This is a genomic window from Streptomyces sp. NPDC057623, from assembly GCF_042800355.1.
In the GTDB taxonomy this organism is placed as follows: Bacteria; Actinomycetota; Actinomycetes; order Streptomycetales; family Streptomycetaceae; genus Streptomyces.
The window spans coordinates 26,693-43,631 of record NZ_JBHVGZ010000078.1; the positions used below are offsets into that span (position 1 = coordinate 26,693).

The 16,939-nt window shown below is 68.4% G+C and carries 12 protein-coding genes and 1 pseudogene; 5 read left to right on the forward strand and 8 right to left on the reverse strand.

All coding sequences use genetic code 11. The features are described from left to right. The 4 genes from ACFU95_RS43260 to ACFU95_RS43275 all read right to left on the reverse strand — a co-directional run. Window positions 1-754 (reverse strand): WXG100 family type VII secretion target (locus ACFU95_RS43260; protein WP_383840705.1); only part of this gene is annotated, 754 nt, incomplete at its 3' end. Window positions 755-818: 64 nt separating this feature from the next. Continuing rightward, window positions 819-1,349 carry a WXG100 family type VII secretion target gene (locus tag ACFU95_RS43265; RefSeq protein WP_383840708.1) on the reverse strand — a complete coding sequence of 177 codons (531 nt, stop codon included), beginning with the start codon at window positions 1,347-1,349 and terminating at the stop codon, window positions 819-821. A gap of 127 nt (window positions 1,350-1,476) precedes the next feature. After that, the gene (locus tag ACFU95_RS43270) at window positions 1,477-2,385 is read right to left on the reverse strand and encodes a hypothetical protein (protein ID WP_383840710.1); all 909 of its coding nucleotides are present in this window, start codon (window positions 2,383-2,385) and stop codon (window positions 1,477-1,479) included. Beyond that, a complete protein-coding gene (locus ACFU95_RS43275) occupies window positions 2,382-2,774 on the reverse strand; it encodes a hypothetical protein (RefSeq protein WP_383840713.1) in 393 nt (130 codons plus the stop codon). Before ACFU95_RS43275 ends, ACFU95_RS43270 begins: the two co-directional genes overlap by 4 nt. A gap of 102 nt (window positions 2,775-2,876) precedes the next feature. On the opposite strand from ACFU95_RS43275, the gene ACFU95_RS43280 reads away from it, so the two are divergent. The 3 genes and pseudogenes from ACFU95_RS43280 (at window position 2,877) to ACFU95_RS43290 (ending at window position 8,693) form a co-directional block, all read left to right on the forward strand. After that, complete coding sequence (locus ACFU95_RS43280) at window positions 2,877-6,626, forward strand: CHAT domain-containing protein (protein ID WP_383840716.1); 3,750 nt, start codon at window positions 2,877-2,879, stop codon at window positions 6,624-6,626. A gap of 41 nt (window positions 6,627-6,667) precedes the next feature. After that, complete coding sequence (locus ACFU95_RS43285) at window positions 6,668-8,098, forward strand: hypothetical protein (protein ID WP_383840719.1); 1,431 nt, start codon at window positions 6,668-6,670, stop codon at window positions 8,096-8,098. Window positions 8,099-8,299: 201 nt separating this feature from the next. Continuing rightward, window positions 8,300-8,693: pseudogene (locus tag ACFU95_RS43290) on the forward strand (hypothetical protein). 99 nt (window positions 8,694-8,792) lie between these two features. Here the strand turns inward: ACFU95_RS43290 and ACFU95_RS43295 are convergent. Continuing rightward, on the reverse strand, window positions 8,793-9,791 hold the full coding sequence (locus ACFU95_RS43295) for a DUF2599 domain-containing protein (protein ID WP_383840722.1): 999 nt from the start codon (window positions 9,789-9,791) through the stop codon (window positions 8,793-8,795). 170 nt (window positions 9,792-9,961) lie between these two features. Further along, window positions 9,962-11,074: a mandelate racemase/muconate lactonizing enzyme family protein gene (locus ACFU95_RS43300; RefSeq protein ID WP_383840725.1), complete on the reverse strand. Its 1,113-nt coding sequence runs from the start codon at window positions 11,072-11,074 to the stop codon at window positions 9,962-9,964. Window positions 11,075-11,313: 239 nt separating this feature from the next. Here ACFU95_RS43300 and ACFU95_RS43305 point away from each other — a divergent pair, with 239 nt between their 5' ends. Continuing rightward, window positions 11,314-12,003, forward strand: coding sequence for a FadR/GntR family transcriptional regulator (locus ACFU95_RS43305; RefSeq protein WP_383840727.1), 690 nt, complete (start codon window positions 11,314-11,316; stop codon window positions 12,001-12,003). Between the two features lie 68 nt (window positions 12,004-12,071). Here the strand turns inward: ACFU95_RS43305 and ACFU95_RS43310 are convergent, their stop codons facing one another. Both ACFU95_RS43310 and ACFU95_RS43315 read right to left on the reverse strand, forming a co-directional pair. After that, window positions 12,072-13,457 carry a glycoside hydrolase family 43 protein gene (locus ACFU95_RS43310; protein ID WP_383840730.1) on the reverse strand — a complete coding sequence of 462 codons (1,386 nt, stop codon included), beginning with the start codon at window positions 13,455-13,457 and terminating at the stop codon, window positions 12,072-12,074. A 48-nt stretch (window positions 13,458-13,505) separates the two neighbouring features. After that, window positions 13,506-14,951, reverse strand: a complete 1,446-nt coding sequence (locus tag ACFU95_RS43315) for a family 43 glycosylhydrolase (protein ID WP_383840733.1) — start codon at window positions 14,949-14,951, stop codon at window positions 13,506-13,508. 493 nt (window positions 14,952-15,444) lie between these two features. Between ACFU95_RS43315 and ACFU95_RS43320 the strand changes: the two genes are divergently transcribed. Next, on the forward strand, window positions 15,445-16,884 hold the full coding sequence (locus ACFU95_RS43320) for a glycoside hydrolase family 43 protein (protein WP_383840736.1): 1,440 nt from the start codon (window positions 15,445-15,447) through the stop codon (window positions 16,882-16,884). Window positions 16,885-16,939: the final 55 nt, after the last annotated feature.

The following is a 16,939-nucleotide window of genomic DNA, read 5'->3' on the forward strand; positions in this document are numbered from 1 at the left end:
GCTCCATGGCGCGACCCGAGCGCTCCAGGTCGTTCGCGGTCAGCAGCTCGTTCATCTCCGCCGGGCCGCCGGGGCCCGCGATGTCGGCGAGCACGAGGCGGTCGGCGGCGGAGATGTTGTCGGTCTTCATCCGGCCCGCCCGGGCCTCGGACGCCAGCTTGTTGAGGTCGCGCGCCGCGGCCCGCGCCGCGTCGTCGGCCACCTCCGCGGCGGTGTGCATCGTCTTGGCGCCCGCGGCGGCGATGTTGCGGGCCCGCAGCCGCTCCGCCTCCTCGGCGTCCTTCTCCACCATGTCGTCGAAGAAACCGTCCTCACCGCCGAGCATGCCGAGCGCCTCGCGCAACTGCTCACGCCCGCCCTTGTCCTGGGCCTTGGCGTTGGTCAGCGCGTCGGCCAAGCGGTACAGGGCGCCGGCCGCGCCGATGAACGCCTGCTGCATCTGCTCGGCGGAGCGCGCCGCCGCCATCACCACCTCGGACGCCCGCGCCCCGGTGCTGCCCACCCAGGCGTCGGGCAGGCTCTCGCCCGCGACCTTCTGCACCCGCCGGTGCACGTCCGCGACGTCGTCGATCTGTTTGCGGTATGTCTTGGCGAGACCCTCGATGACCCCCGGTTCACCGACGGGCGCCAAGACGCCCAGGGCGTTGTTGATGGCCCCGATGAGATCGTTCTTGCTGTCGGCCGAGGAGATGGAGTCGTGGTACTGGGCGAGCTTCTGGCGGCGGTCGGTGGTGGATTCGCCTGCGTCGGGCATGACGGTGCGGCCTTCTGTCGTGGTGAGGGCAGGAGTGCGGACTCGTACGCGGTATGAAGGACGCTCAGTCGAAGTCGGACAGGCCGCGCGGCGGCGTGCCGGGAGCGGGCATCGTGCGGTAGCCCGGCGCGGGAACGCCTCCCGCGGGCGCGGGCATCGTCGTCAGGCCGCCCTCTCCGCTTGCCGCGCTCATGCCCTGGATGGAGGCGTGCTCGGCGCCTCGGTAGTTCGCCTTGGACACCCGCACCTTGTCGGCCAGTTCGTGCAGGGCGCTCTCCAGGACCTTGGCCTCTGCCTGCCAGTCACCGGCGAAGTTGTTGTAGGCGGGGCCCGCGTCGGAGCCGCCGAGGGCGTCCGAGGAGTAGCACGCGGTGTCCTTGACCGCCATGGCTATGACGCCGACGTCGTCACCCGCCTTGTCGAGTGTCTGCGCCTCGCTGTCCATCGCGCTCGTCTGGACGCGATAGCCCCCGGCGTGCCCTTGCACGGTCATGTCCGGCCCCCGTTTTTCTGATCTCGAGGGCGCAATGTAGCAGGTGACGGTGGTGATGGCCGCGATCAGGACGAAGGGCCGGATGCCCTTCATGGAGTTCATCGGCGCCTTCGACTTTCGGATCAATGCGACTCGATGGCGGACGTCCTTGCTGCTGATCGGATGCCGGGCGCCTGCTCAGCCTGATCTGATTCCCGACGATGGTGATCTCGCGGGGCCGGGCGGACGATCATGCCCCCTTTCGGATGCGTTCGCGGAGAGTCGCGCCTATGGCGGGGGTGACATATCCGTTGGGAAGGGGCACGCCGAGGTGCTCCGCAAGCAGGGGAGAGTGCACATCCATGCTCGACTCGACGAGATCGGTGAGCGTCTCCACCGCACGGCGTGCTCGCGTCCAAGCGAGGAGTGCGGTGATCACCCCACCGAGTGCGACGGGGTACCACCAGACACACCCGACGACGACGTAGAGCACGCCCCATGCAGCCAGAGCGCACGCATCAGAAAGGCTGTCGCGAGCGGCCCGGATATCGGCACGTGCAGGTTCGGGCAGCAGCAGCCACATGCGCGGCCAGGTCATGTCCAGGTCGAGACCGTACTGCCCCATGACGCGCTGTCCGCAGCTGTTCAACCGGTCGGCCATCCAGCCTGCGAGACAGGGCCTTGTCAGAGCGATCCGGTTACGACGCGCAGCGTGACGGGTGGCTGCGCGGGCGTGCAGTTCGGCCAGGTGTGTGAGGCCCGCGAACTGGGCTTGCTCGCGGCGTTGTTGGGCCCCTCGGTATCGCCAGTGGGCCCGTGCCCACCGACGGCGCCGTTGCCGGACCAGCGGGCCGGCGGGCCAGAAGGCCCACGGAGTCAGCCAGAACTCCTCGATCACGACGGACGACCAGCGGACCAGCACCCCCGAGAAGGTGGCCAGCGCCAGGACGACGAGCGCGGCGATGACAAGGGCGGCGGGCGCCGTGTCGTAGTTCGCGGTCGTCTGACGCAGCTGTGCCTCGGCGCGCGAGAAATCCATGGTGTGCCCGAGACTCCGAGCGCCCGCCGCGGTGACGAGGAAGAGCACGCCAGGGGCGGTGAGCAGCGAAACCCAGCGGCCGGCGAGCTGTTTGCCGATCTCGTTGAGGAAGCTGTTCACGGCCGGCCCTCAAAGGCGAGCGGCTCATTGTCGTAGAAGGGGCAGAGCGGGACCGCTCCGCCAGGGGCCCGCTTCTCCTCACGATCGCACTGGCGGCGGGGGCAGCTGTACGCGCCTATGACGGGCGCCGCGGCCTGGGGGCCCGGGAGCTGTGTGTCAGGGCGCCAGGACCGGGGCGTGGCCGGCAGTCCGTAGGCGCGCCAGATACGTGCGATGGCATCTGCGACGTCCGCGGCCCGAGCGGGGGTGTCGTCGCGGGCGAGAATGGTGTGCAGGGTTTGCAGGGACTGCCGCAACTGTGCGTGCTGGCCGCTCCGTGCGGCGTCCCGTTTCAGATGTGGCAGCGCGGCGCACAGATCTGACAGCCCTGGCGGCGATGGCTCGGTCATGCCCACCTTCCTTTCATGAACAACTATGGGCTACCGTCGCGGAGTTGTGGTGCTGCTTTGCTTCTGCACGTCGGCTGTGGTGAGAACCGGGGGGACAGCACAGTGCCGGATCGGATCGAACTGAGCGCCCTCCTTCAGCGGTTGGAGTCCCGCCTCTCCGCGTATCGCCGCGATGGAGACGCCGACGCGATACGGTCACCGGCGGCCTTCGACGACGCGGACCGGCTGCACTGCGCCCTCGCGGAAACCGAGGAGGAGACAGGCGAAGAGCCGGCCGACTCCCTCGCTGTGTGGGCTGCACTCGCGGAGTTCCACGAACTGCGCAAGGAGTCGGTCCCCCCAGGCCCCTTGGCCCACGACCCCTCCAGGGCGGCCTTCTACCACTGCCGGCTCTACCGCCGACGCCCCGAGCTGGTGCCGCCGCAGATCCGCAGGAAGCTGGACAGCCATCCGAATGTCCTCGACGTCATGGGCGCCACCCCGCGGACCATGATGGAACGCGTGCTGATGGCGGCGGAGGCATCCACCCTCAAGGAAGCCCGGCAAAACCTGCCCGAGGGATTCGTCTTGCAGCTGCTGCACCAGGTGCTGGGACTCGTGTCGCCGGCGCATCCCCTGTGGCCGGAGTGCCTTGCCGCGACCGGGTTCGTCGCCTTCTGCTCGTTCCGGAACACCGGTGACAACGGCCAACTCACCGCGGCGATCAGTGCGTCGGAGAGCGCCCTCGAGGCGATGCCGCGGGGCCACCACGCGCGGGCCGCCGTACTCTCCGACCTGAGTCTCTACCTCCGCCGTGCCGCGCGCCGCGCCGACGACACCCAGCTACTCGCCCGCGCTGGTGCGGCCGTTCAGGAGGCGCTCGCGCTCACCCCGGTCGCCACCCGCGACTACGCCAAGACCCAGATAACGTACGCGAATCTCCTGGTGGAGCAGTACCGCATGGAGAGCGCGGCAGACCCCGCGCGGCTGGACGAGGCCGAGTCGGCGACGCGGGCGGCAGTTGCCTCGGGAGAGCTGTCCCGCCAGGAGCAGGCGCAGGCACTGTCCAATCTGGGGGACATCCTGGACCACCAGTACGAGCGCACCGGACGCGTGCCGTTGCTCCAGGAATCCGCTGACGTGTCCCGCCGGGCCGTGGACCTCAGCGTCCAGGACGATGCGCACTACGCCACCTGCCGCGCCAACCTCGGAGCCGCGCTGCTGTCACTGGCCCGAGCGCAAGGGGACGACCCGGCCCTGCTGCGGGAGGCCGAGGAACAACTGGCAGGGACCGTCGAACTGCTGCTGGAGGACGAAGCCCGGGCCCACGCGCTCTCCGCCCTGGGCTCAGTCCGGCTCCTCCTGGGCAAACACGTGTCCGGCGCCGCCGCGGAGGACCACGATCCCGTCGATCTGCAACTGCGGGCTCTCGAAGCCCTCCCGGAGGGGCACCGGGACCGGGCCGCGAAACTCCTCAACCTTGCGACTTCCGTCGTTCAGCGTCATCTCCGACTGGGGGACGCCGCCAGCATGCCGCAACACCTCGAGCTGCTGCGCCGTATGGCACGGGTCTCCGGACGGGAGCGCGCCATCGGTATGAACGCGCTGTCCCAGGCGCTCATCTGGCACAGCAAGGGAAACGACAACGCACTGGACGAGGCGGAGGGGCTGCTCCGGGACGTCGCTGAGGGAGGGTGGGCGGGTGTGCGTGATACCCGCGAGGCGACCCATCTCCTGGGCCTGCTGCTGCACAAGAGGTTCGAAACAGCACGGGACACCCAGGCACACACGTTGCAGTCCTGGGCGACATCGGCAGCCCTACGGGCCATCGAGGACGGCTACCCGCTACGTGACCGTGCGGTTCCCCATCCTCGACCGCAGCACAGCGACAGCCGACTGCTGGGAATGGGCGACGTCGAGGAACTGGACCGGGCGTTGGGCCTCCTGCGTGTGGGTCTCACGCCCGGTACCGAGACCACCGAGAGGGGAGACGAGCGGCGGTCGGGGCGTCTCCACCACCTGGCCATGGCGATACACGACCGCTATCTCCACGACAATGACATCGCGCAGTTGCAAGAGGCGATTGACGTATGCCGCGAGGCTCGCGATCTGTCCTCGGAGGGGTCGGAACAACGCGCCTTCACCGAGATGCAGCTCGCCTTCCAGCTACGTGACCTGTACGAGGCCACGTCCTACACCGGTGCGCTGGCGGAGGCCGCCGACCTGTTCCGCGGCGCCGCCCTGACGCCCGCGGCACCAATGCGCGTCCTCCTTCGATCGGCTCAGGGGTGGGCGGAGTCGGCAAGCCGGCTGGGTTACACGGACGCGGCGTCGAAGGCGTACGACACCGCCTTGGAGTTGCTGGAGCTGGCTTCCTGGTCAGGGATCGACCGGGAAGGGCAGGAATCACTTCTGCGGGCCTTCGACGGACTGGCCCGTGACGCGGCCGCTCTGGCGCTGGACCGACACGAATACGAACGTGCGGTCGAGGTCCTCGAGTACGGCCGTGGCGTCATGCTCAGCCGGGCGCTCGGCGGCCGGGCGGCCTTCCACCGCGCCGCCGGAGTCTCCCCGGAGCTGGCGAACCGCTTCGCGCAAGCACACGCCAGGGCAGAGGCTGCCGCGGTCGGAGACGAATACGGGGGAGTCCTTTCCACCGGAGAGCGACTCGCCGCCGCCCAGCAGAGAAAGGACCTCATCCAGGAGATCAGAAAGCAGGACGGGCTGGCCGATTTCCTGAGCAGACCGTCCTACTCTGTTCTGCGCGGCGCCACCGAGGAAGGTGCCGTCATCATCGTCAACGCCAGCCGGTCCCGATGTGACGCCCTGGTGGTGAGGCCGGGACAGGACCCGTTGCCCATCCCTCTGGACGGCGTCTCCTATGAGCTGGTGGAGTCCTACGCCCGCCGCTTCTCGCACGGCCTGGACGTACTTCAGGGCAACGCCGGCGACGGGGCGAAGCGCGCGATCGGCCGGGAACTGGTCATGGCTTGTCTGGAATGGCTGTGGCTCCATGTCTGCGAACCGATCCTCACCGAGTTGGGCCATACGCGAAGAACAACCGCGGATGAGGCCGAGCGTGTGTGGTGGTGCCCCACCGGACCGTTCGCGTCGCTGCCGCTGCACGCTGCCGGCCTGCATGGCAGGCCGGGTGGCAGGGCGCAGGCGGTGCTGGACCGTGTGGTCTCCTCCTACACGCCGACTCTGCGCCAACTCGTCGAGGTACGGTCCGCCCCAGCCGCCGCCGCTGCCGACGACGACGCGCAGCAGCAGCGTGCCCTGGTCGTCGCCGTGCCGGAGTCCCACGTCCCCGGTGGGCAGCAGGTGTTGCGCACCGCGTGGCACGAGGCGCAGGTGTTCCTCAAGTACTTCCCCAGCGCCAAGACGCTGATCGGCCCCGATGCGACGGAGGCCGCTGTGCTCGAGCACCTGTCGACGGCGTCATGGGTCCACTTCGCCTGTCACGGAACCGTCCATGGGGAGAAGGGAGAGGAAGCCCGCCTGTTGCTGCAGGAAGAGGAACTCGCGATGGAAGCCGTATCCCGCCTCTCACCGGCCGCGGGCGCCGAGTTCGCCTTCTTCTCCGCCTGCAGTACCGCCCGATCTGTGCGAGGGCTGAACGACGAGTCACTGAATCTCGCGACCATGGCGCAGCTCGCCGGGTACCGGCACGTCATCGGCACACTCTGGTCCATCGACGACTCGACGGCACCCACTGTCGCCGAGAGCGTGTATGCGCGTCTGGTGCGCGAGGGAGACGCCGCGCGGGGAACGGAGGCCGCTCGAGCGCTCCACAAGGCCGTGCTCGAACAGCGGGATGCTTCCCCGATGGCACCCGTCAGCTGGTGTGCGTATGTCCACCTGGGGCCGTGATGAGTGACCAAGTCCACCAGCGGAATGAGCTTCTGCGTCGGATGCATGACCGGCTGGACGCATTCGTGCTGTACGCCCAACCACAGCTGCTGCTCGAGCCGACGGCGTCGGGAGAGGCCGCACGACTCCTGGAACTCGCCTCCCGCGAGCGTGCTGACACAGGCAGGCCCGTGGAGGACACGGAGTTCCAGCACGCAGCTCTTTTACTACTGGCGTGGTTCCATCTGATGCGAGCACAGATTCTGCCCGAAGACGAAGGCCGGGAGCCGACGCAGACGTCGTATTCGTTGTTCACCGCGATCGGCCGGCAGAACCCGAGTGCGGTCCCTCGGTCCTTGCGGCACTTCTTCGACGGCGTGGGCGATACCACCAGCAGCGACGAACGGGATGACGCCGCGGTCTGGAGCAGCCGGGCCAACGAGGCGTTGCAGATCTGGGCGGAATCCGGGCGCCTCGAAACGCTCGAACGCGCCGTGGTGGCCGGGAGGAGAGCCGTCGAGGAAGGGGATCCGGGCAACCCGTCCTATGCCGAGGCCCTCAGCGTCCTCAGTGCTGCCCTGCGCACGCTTTCCGAGGTCACGGGCTCGCACACGCACGCGCAGGAAGCGGTGGACGTCGGCATTCGCGCCCGGGACGCCGCCGAGGAGGCGGATCATCACCGCCTCGCCTGCCTTCACCATCTCGGCCTGGCTCTCGCACACCGCGGCGCGCTCACTGGCAGTGCAGACGACCTCTACGAAGCCACCGCGGTGCTCCAGGAAGCCATCGCCGCGGGCATGGCGCAGGAAGACGAGCCGGATACTTTGGCCGTCGTCTCTCAGGGGCTGGCAATGGAGCTGCTGCAGCGCTATCAGACGGGGGGCAGCATGGCCGACCTGGATGGGGCCATCGAGGCGGGCAGGCAGGCAGTGGCCCGGAGGACGAAACCGGACCCCGGGGACCTCAGCAACCTTTGCTACGCGCTCGCCCTTCGTAGCAGCGTCACGGGCAGTCCCACCGATCTGTCTGACGCGCTCCAAGTGGGTCAGGAGGCACTGGGTGCCGCACCACCCGGCCATACCGAGCGTCCGGCGGCCCTCAACAACATGAGCGCCGCCTGGCAGCTGCTCAGCTACCGCTCCGGCTCCCTTCGGGACCTCGACAGGACAATCGCCTTTGCTCGCGAAGCAGTCGAACTGTCGCCGGACAGGTCATCACACGATCTCCGGAAAGTGACCCGCCTCGGCAACCTCGCTTACCTGCTGGCCTGGAGATACCGCAGCAGCAAGCGGACCCAGGACATCGATGAAGCCATCGACCTCATGGACCAGTCACTCCAGCTCGTGCCACGCCGTCACCCCAAGCGCGCCGAGCTGCTGTCCCAGCTGGCTGACCACCTCGGCAGGCGCTACGCAGCCAGCCGCAGAGTGGAAGACAAGCGCCGGATCATCGAGATCCGGCAAAGCCTGACGGCCAACAAGGGCCCACAGTGAGGTCCACGGGGCGACAGCGCCAAGGCGTACCCCGTGACCCGGCGGATGGTTCTGCCGGATGGCCCTGCCGAGCAGGGCTCCCATCGAGCACGCCACGTTGCTCGGTGGCGAGGTCATCGAGTACCGCTGACGGATCACGTTGCTGCCGAGGTCGACACTGAAGGCCGGGTGATCCGGCAGGTCGAACTCGAAGGACCTGAGCTGACCCCCATGCTTCCGCGTACCGTCCGAGCCGTCGACACTGCTCAGCTCCTGGACCTGGCCCAGGAGGCCGCCATGCACGGCTTCAGCCAGTGCCTCCCGGTCGACTGGCTCCAAGAGCACCTCGCCGCACGGGCGACGCACTACCTGTTCCCCGCGCTCGTGCAGCGACTCACGCACCGTTTCGAGGTGCCGCTGCAGTGAAGGTGCCGGCAGCTGCTGACCGACAGCACCGGCGAACAGATACGGGGTCTCCTCGACGTCCTTCCCGACACCTTCGACAAGATTCCGGAGACCTTGGACACGGCGTCCAAGAAGCACATCGTCAGCCGTCGAGCAGGTAGTGACCGTGCGGGCGTGGGTGGAACGGATGGGTGGCGATTCTGGTGCGTGACGGCCTCGGGCGGCTACGCCTGCTGGTGCAGTTGCCGGTGGAATTTCGATGCGAAAGGGCCCGCCAGCGTGCTGCTGACGGGCTCCGTTCAGTGCGCTCCTACCAGTTGCACTGTGTCCTCAGGGCCTCTGCGGAATCCCAGGGGATGTCAGCACGCCAGGTCTCCAGATCCCAGGTCGGACCGCCGAAGTGCCCGCCCCCGGGGCTGGGGAAGGCGAACGCCGCATGGCAGTAGAGCTGCTTGGAGACCGAGTTGATCTCGGTTTGAGTGGCGTTGGGGAACAGGGGCGTGTTGGCCCACACCTGCCGCCAGTTCTCCTGCAGATCGTCGTCCGCGTCCTCGAATCCGGCGTCGGTCGGAGTGACATGGACGGAGCGCTTGCCGTTGCCCAGGTTGGTGTAGACCTCGGTCTGCTTCACCCACGGCTCGTTGGTCACACCGAGGTAGCCGACACACTCGCTGTGGCAGGTCTCGAAGGCATTGGTCTGGCCGGGGCTCCAGAGCAGGAACCGGTCGTTCTGGAAGCGCTGGCGTACGCCCGTGTTCTCGGAGAGATTGCCTCCGACCTGTACGGCGTTGTACTCGTCCGTCATCGGGTAGCCGAACGCGCCCCGCTCATACCCCCACTGCCCCCACAGCTCACCGATGCGGCCGCCCACCGCGTGCGCCCCGTTCGACTTCGTGGGATGCCAGTAGTACGTACCGCCCTGGAACTGCTGCCGCCTACCCTCGCCATCCGGGTTCGTCAGCTCGTCGCTGACCGGGTACCCGAGTCTGCCCCTCTCCCAGCCCTGGCTCTCCCAGCTGTCGCGGATCGCCCCCCACACCGGGTGCGCGCCCGTCGAGCCGGTCCAGTAGATCGAGCCGCCCTGGAAATGCGTGAACGCGCCCTGCCCGTCCGGCGTCGGTTGCTCCGGCGTTCTGGGACAGCCCAGCGGAGAGGTCTGGCCGCCCATCTCCTTGTACTTCTCCAGGATCGCGCCGCGCACGAGCTCCCCGCAGATCACTTCGTCCGCTGCCGCCGGGGACGTACCCATGATGAGCGAGCCCACTATGCCCGCCGCGAGCAGCAGCGCTGCCGGTAACTTTCTTCCCACCGTGTCTCCTTCGGATCATTCCTGCGCTCCCGTGTATGAGACCGCACCAGCCCCGGTCTGGGCATGGAGATGCCGGCCGACACCGCATGGACGGGCAAGATTGTCCGGATCCGGTGCGGCGAACTGCCCGTTCCTGTCGGTGGCACTGTGCCCCGGCGGGGCGGTGATGGTCAGGCCCTGGTGCGGGCGTCCAGGCGGCGCAGTTCGCTCTCGTCGACCGTGAAGCCGAGGCCGGGGCCTTCAGGGACGGCGATGTGCCCGTCGACGACCTCGACCTGCTGATCGGTGATCTGCTGGCGGTACTTGAGCGGGCCCATCAGGTAGGACGGGTAGGCGAGATGAGGCAGGGCGGCGGCCAGGTGCAGGCCCATGGCGGTAGCGACCCCCAACTCGATGACGCTGCCGACCATCAGGCCCACTCCGCTCGCGTGGGCGATCTGCGCGGCCTGGAGGGCGGCGGTGGGGCCTCCGAGCTTGGAGTGGCCGAGGTTGATGACCGTGGCCGAGCCCTCTCGTACGACGGTGGAGGCGTCGGCGACGGTACGGACGGCCTCGTCGGCGGCGATGTCCACCCTCAGACTGCCGACCAGGTCGCGCTGGTAGGCGGCCGCGGCCGGCGGGAGCGGCTGCTCAAGCAGGCTCAGGCCGATCTCGGCCACGCGTGGCAGGGCTCGCACGAGGTCGCTGGGTGTCCACATCGTGTTGACGTCGACGAACAGTCGGATGTCCGGGCCCACGGCGTCGCGCACCGCCTGGAGCCGGTCGAGGTCTGCGTCGAGGTCGCCGCGGCCCGCGTACAGCTTCAACCACCGGTAGGTTTCGGCCTGTTCGAGGGCGACGTCGGCCACCTTGGCGGCGTCCTCGTCCCACCCGACCGAGCCGTGCACCTCGGTCCGGTCCCGGAAGGCGCCGCCGAGCAGGGTGTACACGGGTACGCCGAGAGCCCGGCCGACGAGGTCCAGCAGGGCGGTGTCCACGGCCGCGGTGGTGAAGGGCGCGGACTTCAGAACTCGCCCCAGGTCCCGCAGCAGAGGCAGCCGGTGTTCCGGGTCGCGGCCGACGAGGACGGGCGCGACCCGCCCCTCCACCAGTTCGACGATGGACTTCTGGGTCTCGCTCGTGAAAGCGGGGACCGGGCAGGCCTCGCCGTAGCCGACGGGGCCCTCGTCGGTGCGGATGATCACCACGACGTTCGGTGAGGCGGTGCGGTCGGTGGTGCCGAACCGGAACGTCGACTTGAAGGAGGCGGCGACGGGGATCGCTTCAACGGAATGGATCTTCATGAGGGTACGAGCGCTCCTGCACAGGGGGGCAGCACGGTTCCTGTCTCGGTCAGCCCAGGTGGTGGCCTCAGACGCTACAATTGGGTCACCCAAAATTCCACAGCTGGATCTGAACAGGTTATGTGGGCCCCTCATGCCGCCTGCGCCAGGTGGCGATCGCCTACGACTTCGCGTACCGCGACCTACACTGTGGGCGCACGTGGACAAGTGGGTCATCCAATGGGTGGGAGGGTGTGGCCGTGGTGGCCGAGGAGGCGTCGGGACTGCTGGTTCCGCACGCGCGCCGGCGATACGAAGCCGTCGTGGACAGCGTGCTGGAGCTGGTGGAGGCGCGCGGGCTGCGGCCCGGTGACGCGCTGCCCACCGAGCGGGAACTGGCCGATCTGTTCGGCGTCAGCCGTAACGTCCTGCGGCAGGCATTCGGGGTGCTCGAAGAACGCGGACTGCTGCGCACGGTCCGGGGGTCCGGCCGGTACCTGCGCGAGGCGCCGGGCGACGACGGGAAACTGGGGGCACGCGCCCTCGTCGAGGTCGCCTCGATCGCGGATGTCCTGGAGGCACGGACCCTGCTGGAAGTGCAGGTCGCCGCGCTCGCGTGCGAGCGCCGTACCGCGGAGCAGGCCCAGACGCTCGCGGTTCTCGCCGGACGGCTCACCTCGTGGGAGGACAATCTCGCCTTCCACTGCGCGGTGGCAGCCTGCACCCACAACTTCGTCCTTGAGCGGCTCGTGCGCCAACAGGCCGAACTCGCCGACGAACTGCATCAGCGCGCGCACTACAAGGACCCCGACGAACTCCAGCACATGCGCGCCGAGCACCAGGCCATCGCCGAGGCGATCGCCGCCCGTGACAGCGCCGCCGCGCAGGACCTCGTACGCCGGCATCAGCACCGTACGCGCAGGATTCTGTTCAGCCCGGCCGAGCGCTGAACGCGGGCGGTCCGAAGCCGGGCCGGCTGTCACACGGAGCCGGCCCGGCTGATCGGGCGTGGGGGTGGTCAGGCCCAGGGGGCGACGGGCTGGAAGCTGCGGTCCGCGCGGAACAGGTCGGTGGCGGTGGAGCGGTCGACCCACAGCTCGCCGTTGCGGTGGCGGAGGTAGTAGCCGGGGAAGTTGTACGACTCCAGGGCGACCGAACCCGCCGCGGTGCCGGGGTGGGCGTTGAACGTGGCGTCCTTGGCGAAGGTCGCCGTACCGTCGTTCGCGTCCACGCGGATCCGGAACGCCGAGTGCCGGACGTAGAGGCCGCTCGCGGTGCGCAGGGAGTAGCAGTTGGGGTCGGCCAGGCCCCGGACGACGGTGAAGGTGGCGTCCTGCTTGGTCAGGGCCGTGCTGGTGGCGGCCACGGGGTCGGTGTAGCCGAGGAAGTCGCGGTGGCGCAGGTACCGGTCGGGGATGTTCACCGACTGGAAGGAGCGGGTGGTGTCGAGCGGCAGGCTCATGCCTCCGGTGACGGTCTCCTTGACCACCGTGAGGTGCTTGACCGTGCCGGACAGGCCGGGCAGTTCGGCCGGTGTCGTCCAGGTCTTGAAGGTGTCGTAGCTGTCGGCGTAGTAGAACCTGCGACGCCCGAAGTCCTCGAAGAAGATGCGCCAGCCGCCGTTGTCCAGCTGCACCAGGACCGGGCCCTCACCGTCGAGGTCGGTCCAGTTGCCTGTCCTGGTGATGGTCCAGGGGCCGGTCAGGCTGCCGGCGGTGGCGAAGTCGATGGACTTGGTGGAGGTGCTCTTCAGGAACGCGTGGTACGTCGAGCCGATCTTCACGACGGTGGTGTCGATGTAGCCCGGCCCGCGGACGCCGCCCGTCATCGGGGTCGCGGTGCTCCACGAGGTCAGGGCGCTGTTGGTCGCCGTGATGACGTACGGGTTGAAGATGCCCGTCGCCTCGGGGTCGAGGTGCAGTGAGACCAGGATGTTGACGCTGCCGTTGTCCGGGTCGATGAACCACTCCGGGGCCCAGGCGTTGCCGACCTCCGGGAGGTTGACGGTGATGTTGCCGAGGAAGGTCCAGGTCTGCCGGTCGGCGCTGCGGGCGAAGCCGATGGTGTTGCCCGTCCAACTGGTGGTGTAGGTGACGTAGTAGAAGCCGTCCGTGTGCTTGAAGACGCTCGGGTCGCGCACCAGCCCGGACGGTGGGGTGTAGGCAGGGCCCTTCACCAGGTTGAAGCCCGTGGCGTCCACGGAGTCGTACACGTACATGTTCCGCTCGCTGGAGTACGTGAACGCGGTCATCGTGTAACGCGAGGTCCGTCCGGCGGGCGGGGCCGCCGCCTGGGCTGTGCCGCTCAGCAGCGGGGCCAGGGGCGAGGCGAGAACGGCGGGGGTGGCGGTGAGGGCGAGCAGCGCTTTCACGGCGCTTCTTCGGCTGGGTCCGGACAGCGGCATGGTTCCTCCTGGATGTGGTGCGACGGCCTGTGGGGTGGGGGTCGGTCGCTACTCGGCGTAGTAGGTGGCGTCCTGGCGGTCGAGGGCCGTGCTGACCGGCTGGGTGTAGAGGAGGTTGTCGCGGTGGCGGAGGTAGCGGCCGGGGAAGTTGAGGGACTCGAAGGAGAGGCCGTCGGCGGGGTCGGCGAGGCCGGCGCGCTGGTGGAAGGAGGCGTCGTCCTTGAAGGCGGTCGTGCCGTCGTTCTTCTGGACCCAGACCTCGAAGTTCTTGTGGCGCAGGTAGTGGCCGGGGTAGTTGGCCGATTCGAGGGAGACGGTGCCGGTGCCGGCGAGTCCGGGCATGATGCGGAACTGCGAGTCGGCGAGGTTGGTGACGTTCGCCTCGGTCCTCGCGCGGAAGTTCCGGTGGCGGATGTAGCGGTCGGGGAAGTTGTACGAGGACAGGCGGACCGGGGTGAGGCCGTCGGCGACGGGGATGCCGAAGTTCGGGGTGCCGTCGGCGTTCCAGTAGATCTTCTGGAAGCGGGTGCGGCGGTTGGGGTCGTTCAGGGGGTCGCCGGAGATGTTCTTGTAGTCGCGGTCGTGGTGGACGAGGATGTCGGATTTGCCGTCCTCGGAGACGGTGAAGGAGTTGTGGCCGGGGCCGTACTGGCCGGTGGCCTCGTTGCTCTGGAACACCGGCTGGGCGCTCTTGGTCCAGGAGGCCGGGTCGAGCAGGTCGGCGGTGGCGTCGGCGGTGAGCATGCCGAGGCAGTAGTTCGCGTCGGTGGCGCTGGCCGAGTAGGTGATGAAGACCTTGCCGTTCTTCCGCAGGACCGCAGGGCCCTCGTTGACGGCGAAGCCCTGCTTCTCCCAGGCGAACTCCGGTGTGGACAGCAGTACTTGGGATCCGGTGATCGTCCATGGACTGGACATCTTCGCCAGATAGATGCCACCGGGGCCGGAGGGGTTGCTCTGTGCCCAGACGAGGTAGCGGGTGCCGTTGTGGGCGAAGGTCGTGTGGTCCAGCGACCAGGAGTCCCAGTTGGTGGTGATCCGGCCCTTCTCGGTCCAGGTGGCCGTCAGCGGGTTCGCGGCGCCGGCCTCCAGCGCGTACATGCGGATCTTCCACTTGTCGTTGGCGGCTCCGGCGGAGAAGTACACGTGCCACTTGCCGTCGATGAAGTGGACTTCCGGAGCCCAGATGTGGGCGCCCATCTCGCCACTGGCGTGCTTGGTCCAGATGGTGGTCTCCGGGGCGGTGGCGAGGCCCTGGAGGGTGGTGGCCCGGCGCATCACGATCCGGTCGTACGCGGGCACCGTGGCGGTGAAGTAGTAGAAGCCGTCGGTGTGTCTGAAGACGTGCGGATCGGCGCGCTGGAGCGCGATCGGGTTGGTGAAGGTCACGGCCGGGGAGGCCGGCGCCGCCGCGTGGGCGGGTGTTCCGGTGACGCCGAGCACGACCATGGCGGCGGACGCCGCGAGCAGGGTGCGGCGGCTGATGCGGGGTCTCATGTGGGGGGTTCTCCGGGGGGTCTGGCGCCCGTGAAGGGCGGCGCGCCGAGCACGGCAAGTCCCGTGCGGTGAGAGTAAGTTCGAGATATCGAACGTCGTCCGTAACTTCGGCCAGAAGATAGGGGTGAGTCGGGCGCAGGTCAACCAAACTGACGAGTTCGATCCCGAGGAGTGTGGGCGGACGTGGCGGTTCCAGTTGCGTCTGTCGCAGGTGTTGACGCGTTCAGTTGTTCGCCCTTAACGTCTGTCCGACCTTACGGGCATTGTCCGAAAAATCGAACAATCCCCATGGGTTCGGCGGGAGTCATGCTGCGGATCTCTACGGTTCCCTGCGCAGTCGGCGCTGGAACGGCGCGGCATGCTCCAACGGCGGCCCGGCTCCGGATGGGAGAAACCAGGACCTCCTGATGGCAGGTGCCGCAGCGGCCCGGACATCAAGCGCTTCAAGGGCGGCCGCCGTAGCCGATTCCGTCTCACTGACCAGGAGATGTACATGTCCGCGGTTCTTGCCAGGCTCACGGCGGTATTCGTCGCCGCCTGCCTGCTCTTCACAGGCCAGGCCCTGACCACACCCGATCGGGCCGAGGCCGCCGATCCGGGCTATCTGATGACCCACTTCATCGGGGAGGGGGCGACGGGCCAGCAGATCTACTTCTCGCACAGTTCGGACGGTCTGAACTGGACCGATCTCAACGGCGGCGGGATGACGCTGCGTTCCACCGTGGGCACGCGTGGGGTGCGTGACCCCTCGCTGGTCCGATCGCCGGACGGGAGCCGATACTGGATCATCGCGACCGACCTGTGCATCGGCTGCGGTCAGTCGTGGAGCGACTCCATCAACAACGGCAGCCGCAACCTCGTGGTGTGGGAGTCGAAGGACCTGGTCACCTGGTCGCAGCCCTGGCTGCTGAACGTGGCCGGCGCGATCCCCGACGGACGTAACGCGTGGGCGCCGGAGGCGATCTGGGACTCGGCCACCAACAGCTACGTCCTGTACTGGGCGACGAACAAGCCCCTCAACGGCGCGACGAAGCACCGCATCTACTACGCCCGCACCACCGACTTCCGCACGATCACCACGCCGCAGATCTACATCGAACGCCCCGGCACGCAGGAGATCATCGACACGCAGATCGTCGAAGTACCGTCCGGCGTCGGCAACTTCCGCTATGTGCGGGCCTCCGGTGACGGCCAGATCACGATCGAGGGCAGCAACTCGATCCTCGGCACCTGGACCAGCCTCGGCAACCTCTCCGGCATCGGCCTCACCGGCGCACAGGTCGAGGGCCCGATGTGGATGAAGTTCAGGGACCGCAACGAGTGGGCCCTGTACCTCGACCAGTACGCGGCCGGCAAGGGATACATGCCGGTACTGACCACCAGCCCCTCCACCCCGTCCACCTCCGGCTCCTACCGGCTCCCGGCCGCCGGCACCTTCAACCTGGGCGGGACGAAGAAGCGCCACGGCTCGATCCTGAACCTGACGGCCGCCGAGGAGACCCGCATCCAGGCCCGCTGGGCGAACACCCCGGCCAAGCGGCTGCAGTCCTTCAACTTCCAGGACCGGTACGTGCGGCACGCCAACCTCGACGTGCGCATCGACCAGAACATCACCAACGACGACGCCCGGTTCCGGCCGCGGCCCGGCCTGGCCGGCTCCGGCACGGTCTCCTTCGAGTCGGTGAACTTCCCCGGCTACTACCTGCGGCACGACGGGGCCGACTTCCAGCTCGTCCACAACGACGGCACCACAGCCTTCGCCGAGGACGCCACCTTCCGCCAGGTCGCCGGCCTCGCCGACTCGTCCTGGTCCTCGTTCCAGTCGTACAACCACCCGGACCGATACATCCGCCACTATGCCTTCCAGCTGAAACTCGAAACGATCACCACGGCGACGGGGCGCAGCGACGCCACCTTCCGTCTGACGAACTGATCCGAACGGGCCTGGGGGGGGGAAACCGGAGGGGGGGGGGGAGGGGGAGGGGGCG

Excerpts from the sequence above, each read along its gene's own strand:
- ACFU95_RS43265 (WP_383840708.1), bottom strand. The coding sequence starts at position 1,349 with ATGAACTCCATGAAGGGCATCCGGCCCTTCGTCCTGATCGCGGCCATC.
- ACFU95_RS43275 (WP_383840713.1), bottom strand. The coding sequence starts at position 2,774 with ATGACCGAGCCATCGCCGCCAGGGCTGTCAGATCTGTGCGCCGCGCTG.
- ACFU95_RS43285 (WP_383840719.1), top strand. The coding sequence starts at position 6,668 with ATGCATGACCGGCTGGACGCATTCGTGCTGTACGCCCAACCACAGCTG.
- ACFU95_RS43300 (WP_383840725.1), bottom strand. The coding sequence starts at position 11,074 with ATGAAGATCCATTCCGTTGAAGCGATCCCCGTCGCCGCCTCCTTCAAG.
- ACFU95_RS43310 (WP_383840730.1), bottom strand. The coding sequence starts at position 13,457 with ATGCCGCTGTCCGGACCCAGCCGAAGAAGCGCCGTGAAAGCGCTGCTC.
- ACFU95_RS43315 (WP_383840733.1), bottom strand. The coding sequence starts at position 14,951 with ATGAGACCCCGCATCAGCCGCCGCACCCTGCTCGCGGCGTCCGCCGCC.
- ACFU95_RS43320 (WP_383840736.1), top strand. The coding sequence starts at position 15,445 with ATGTCCGCGGTTCTTGCCAGGCTCACGGCGGTATTCGTCGCCGCCTGC.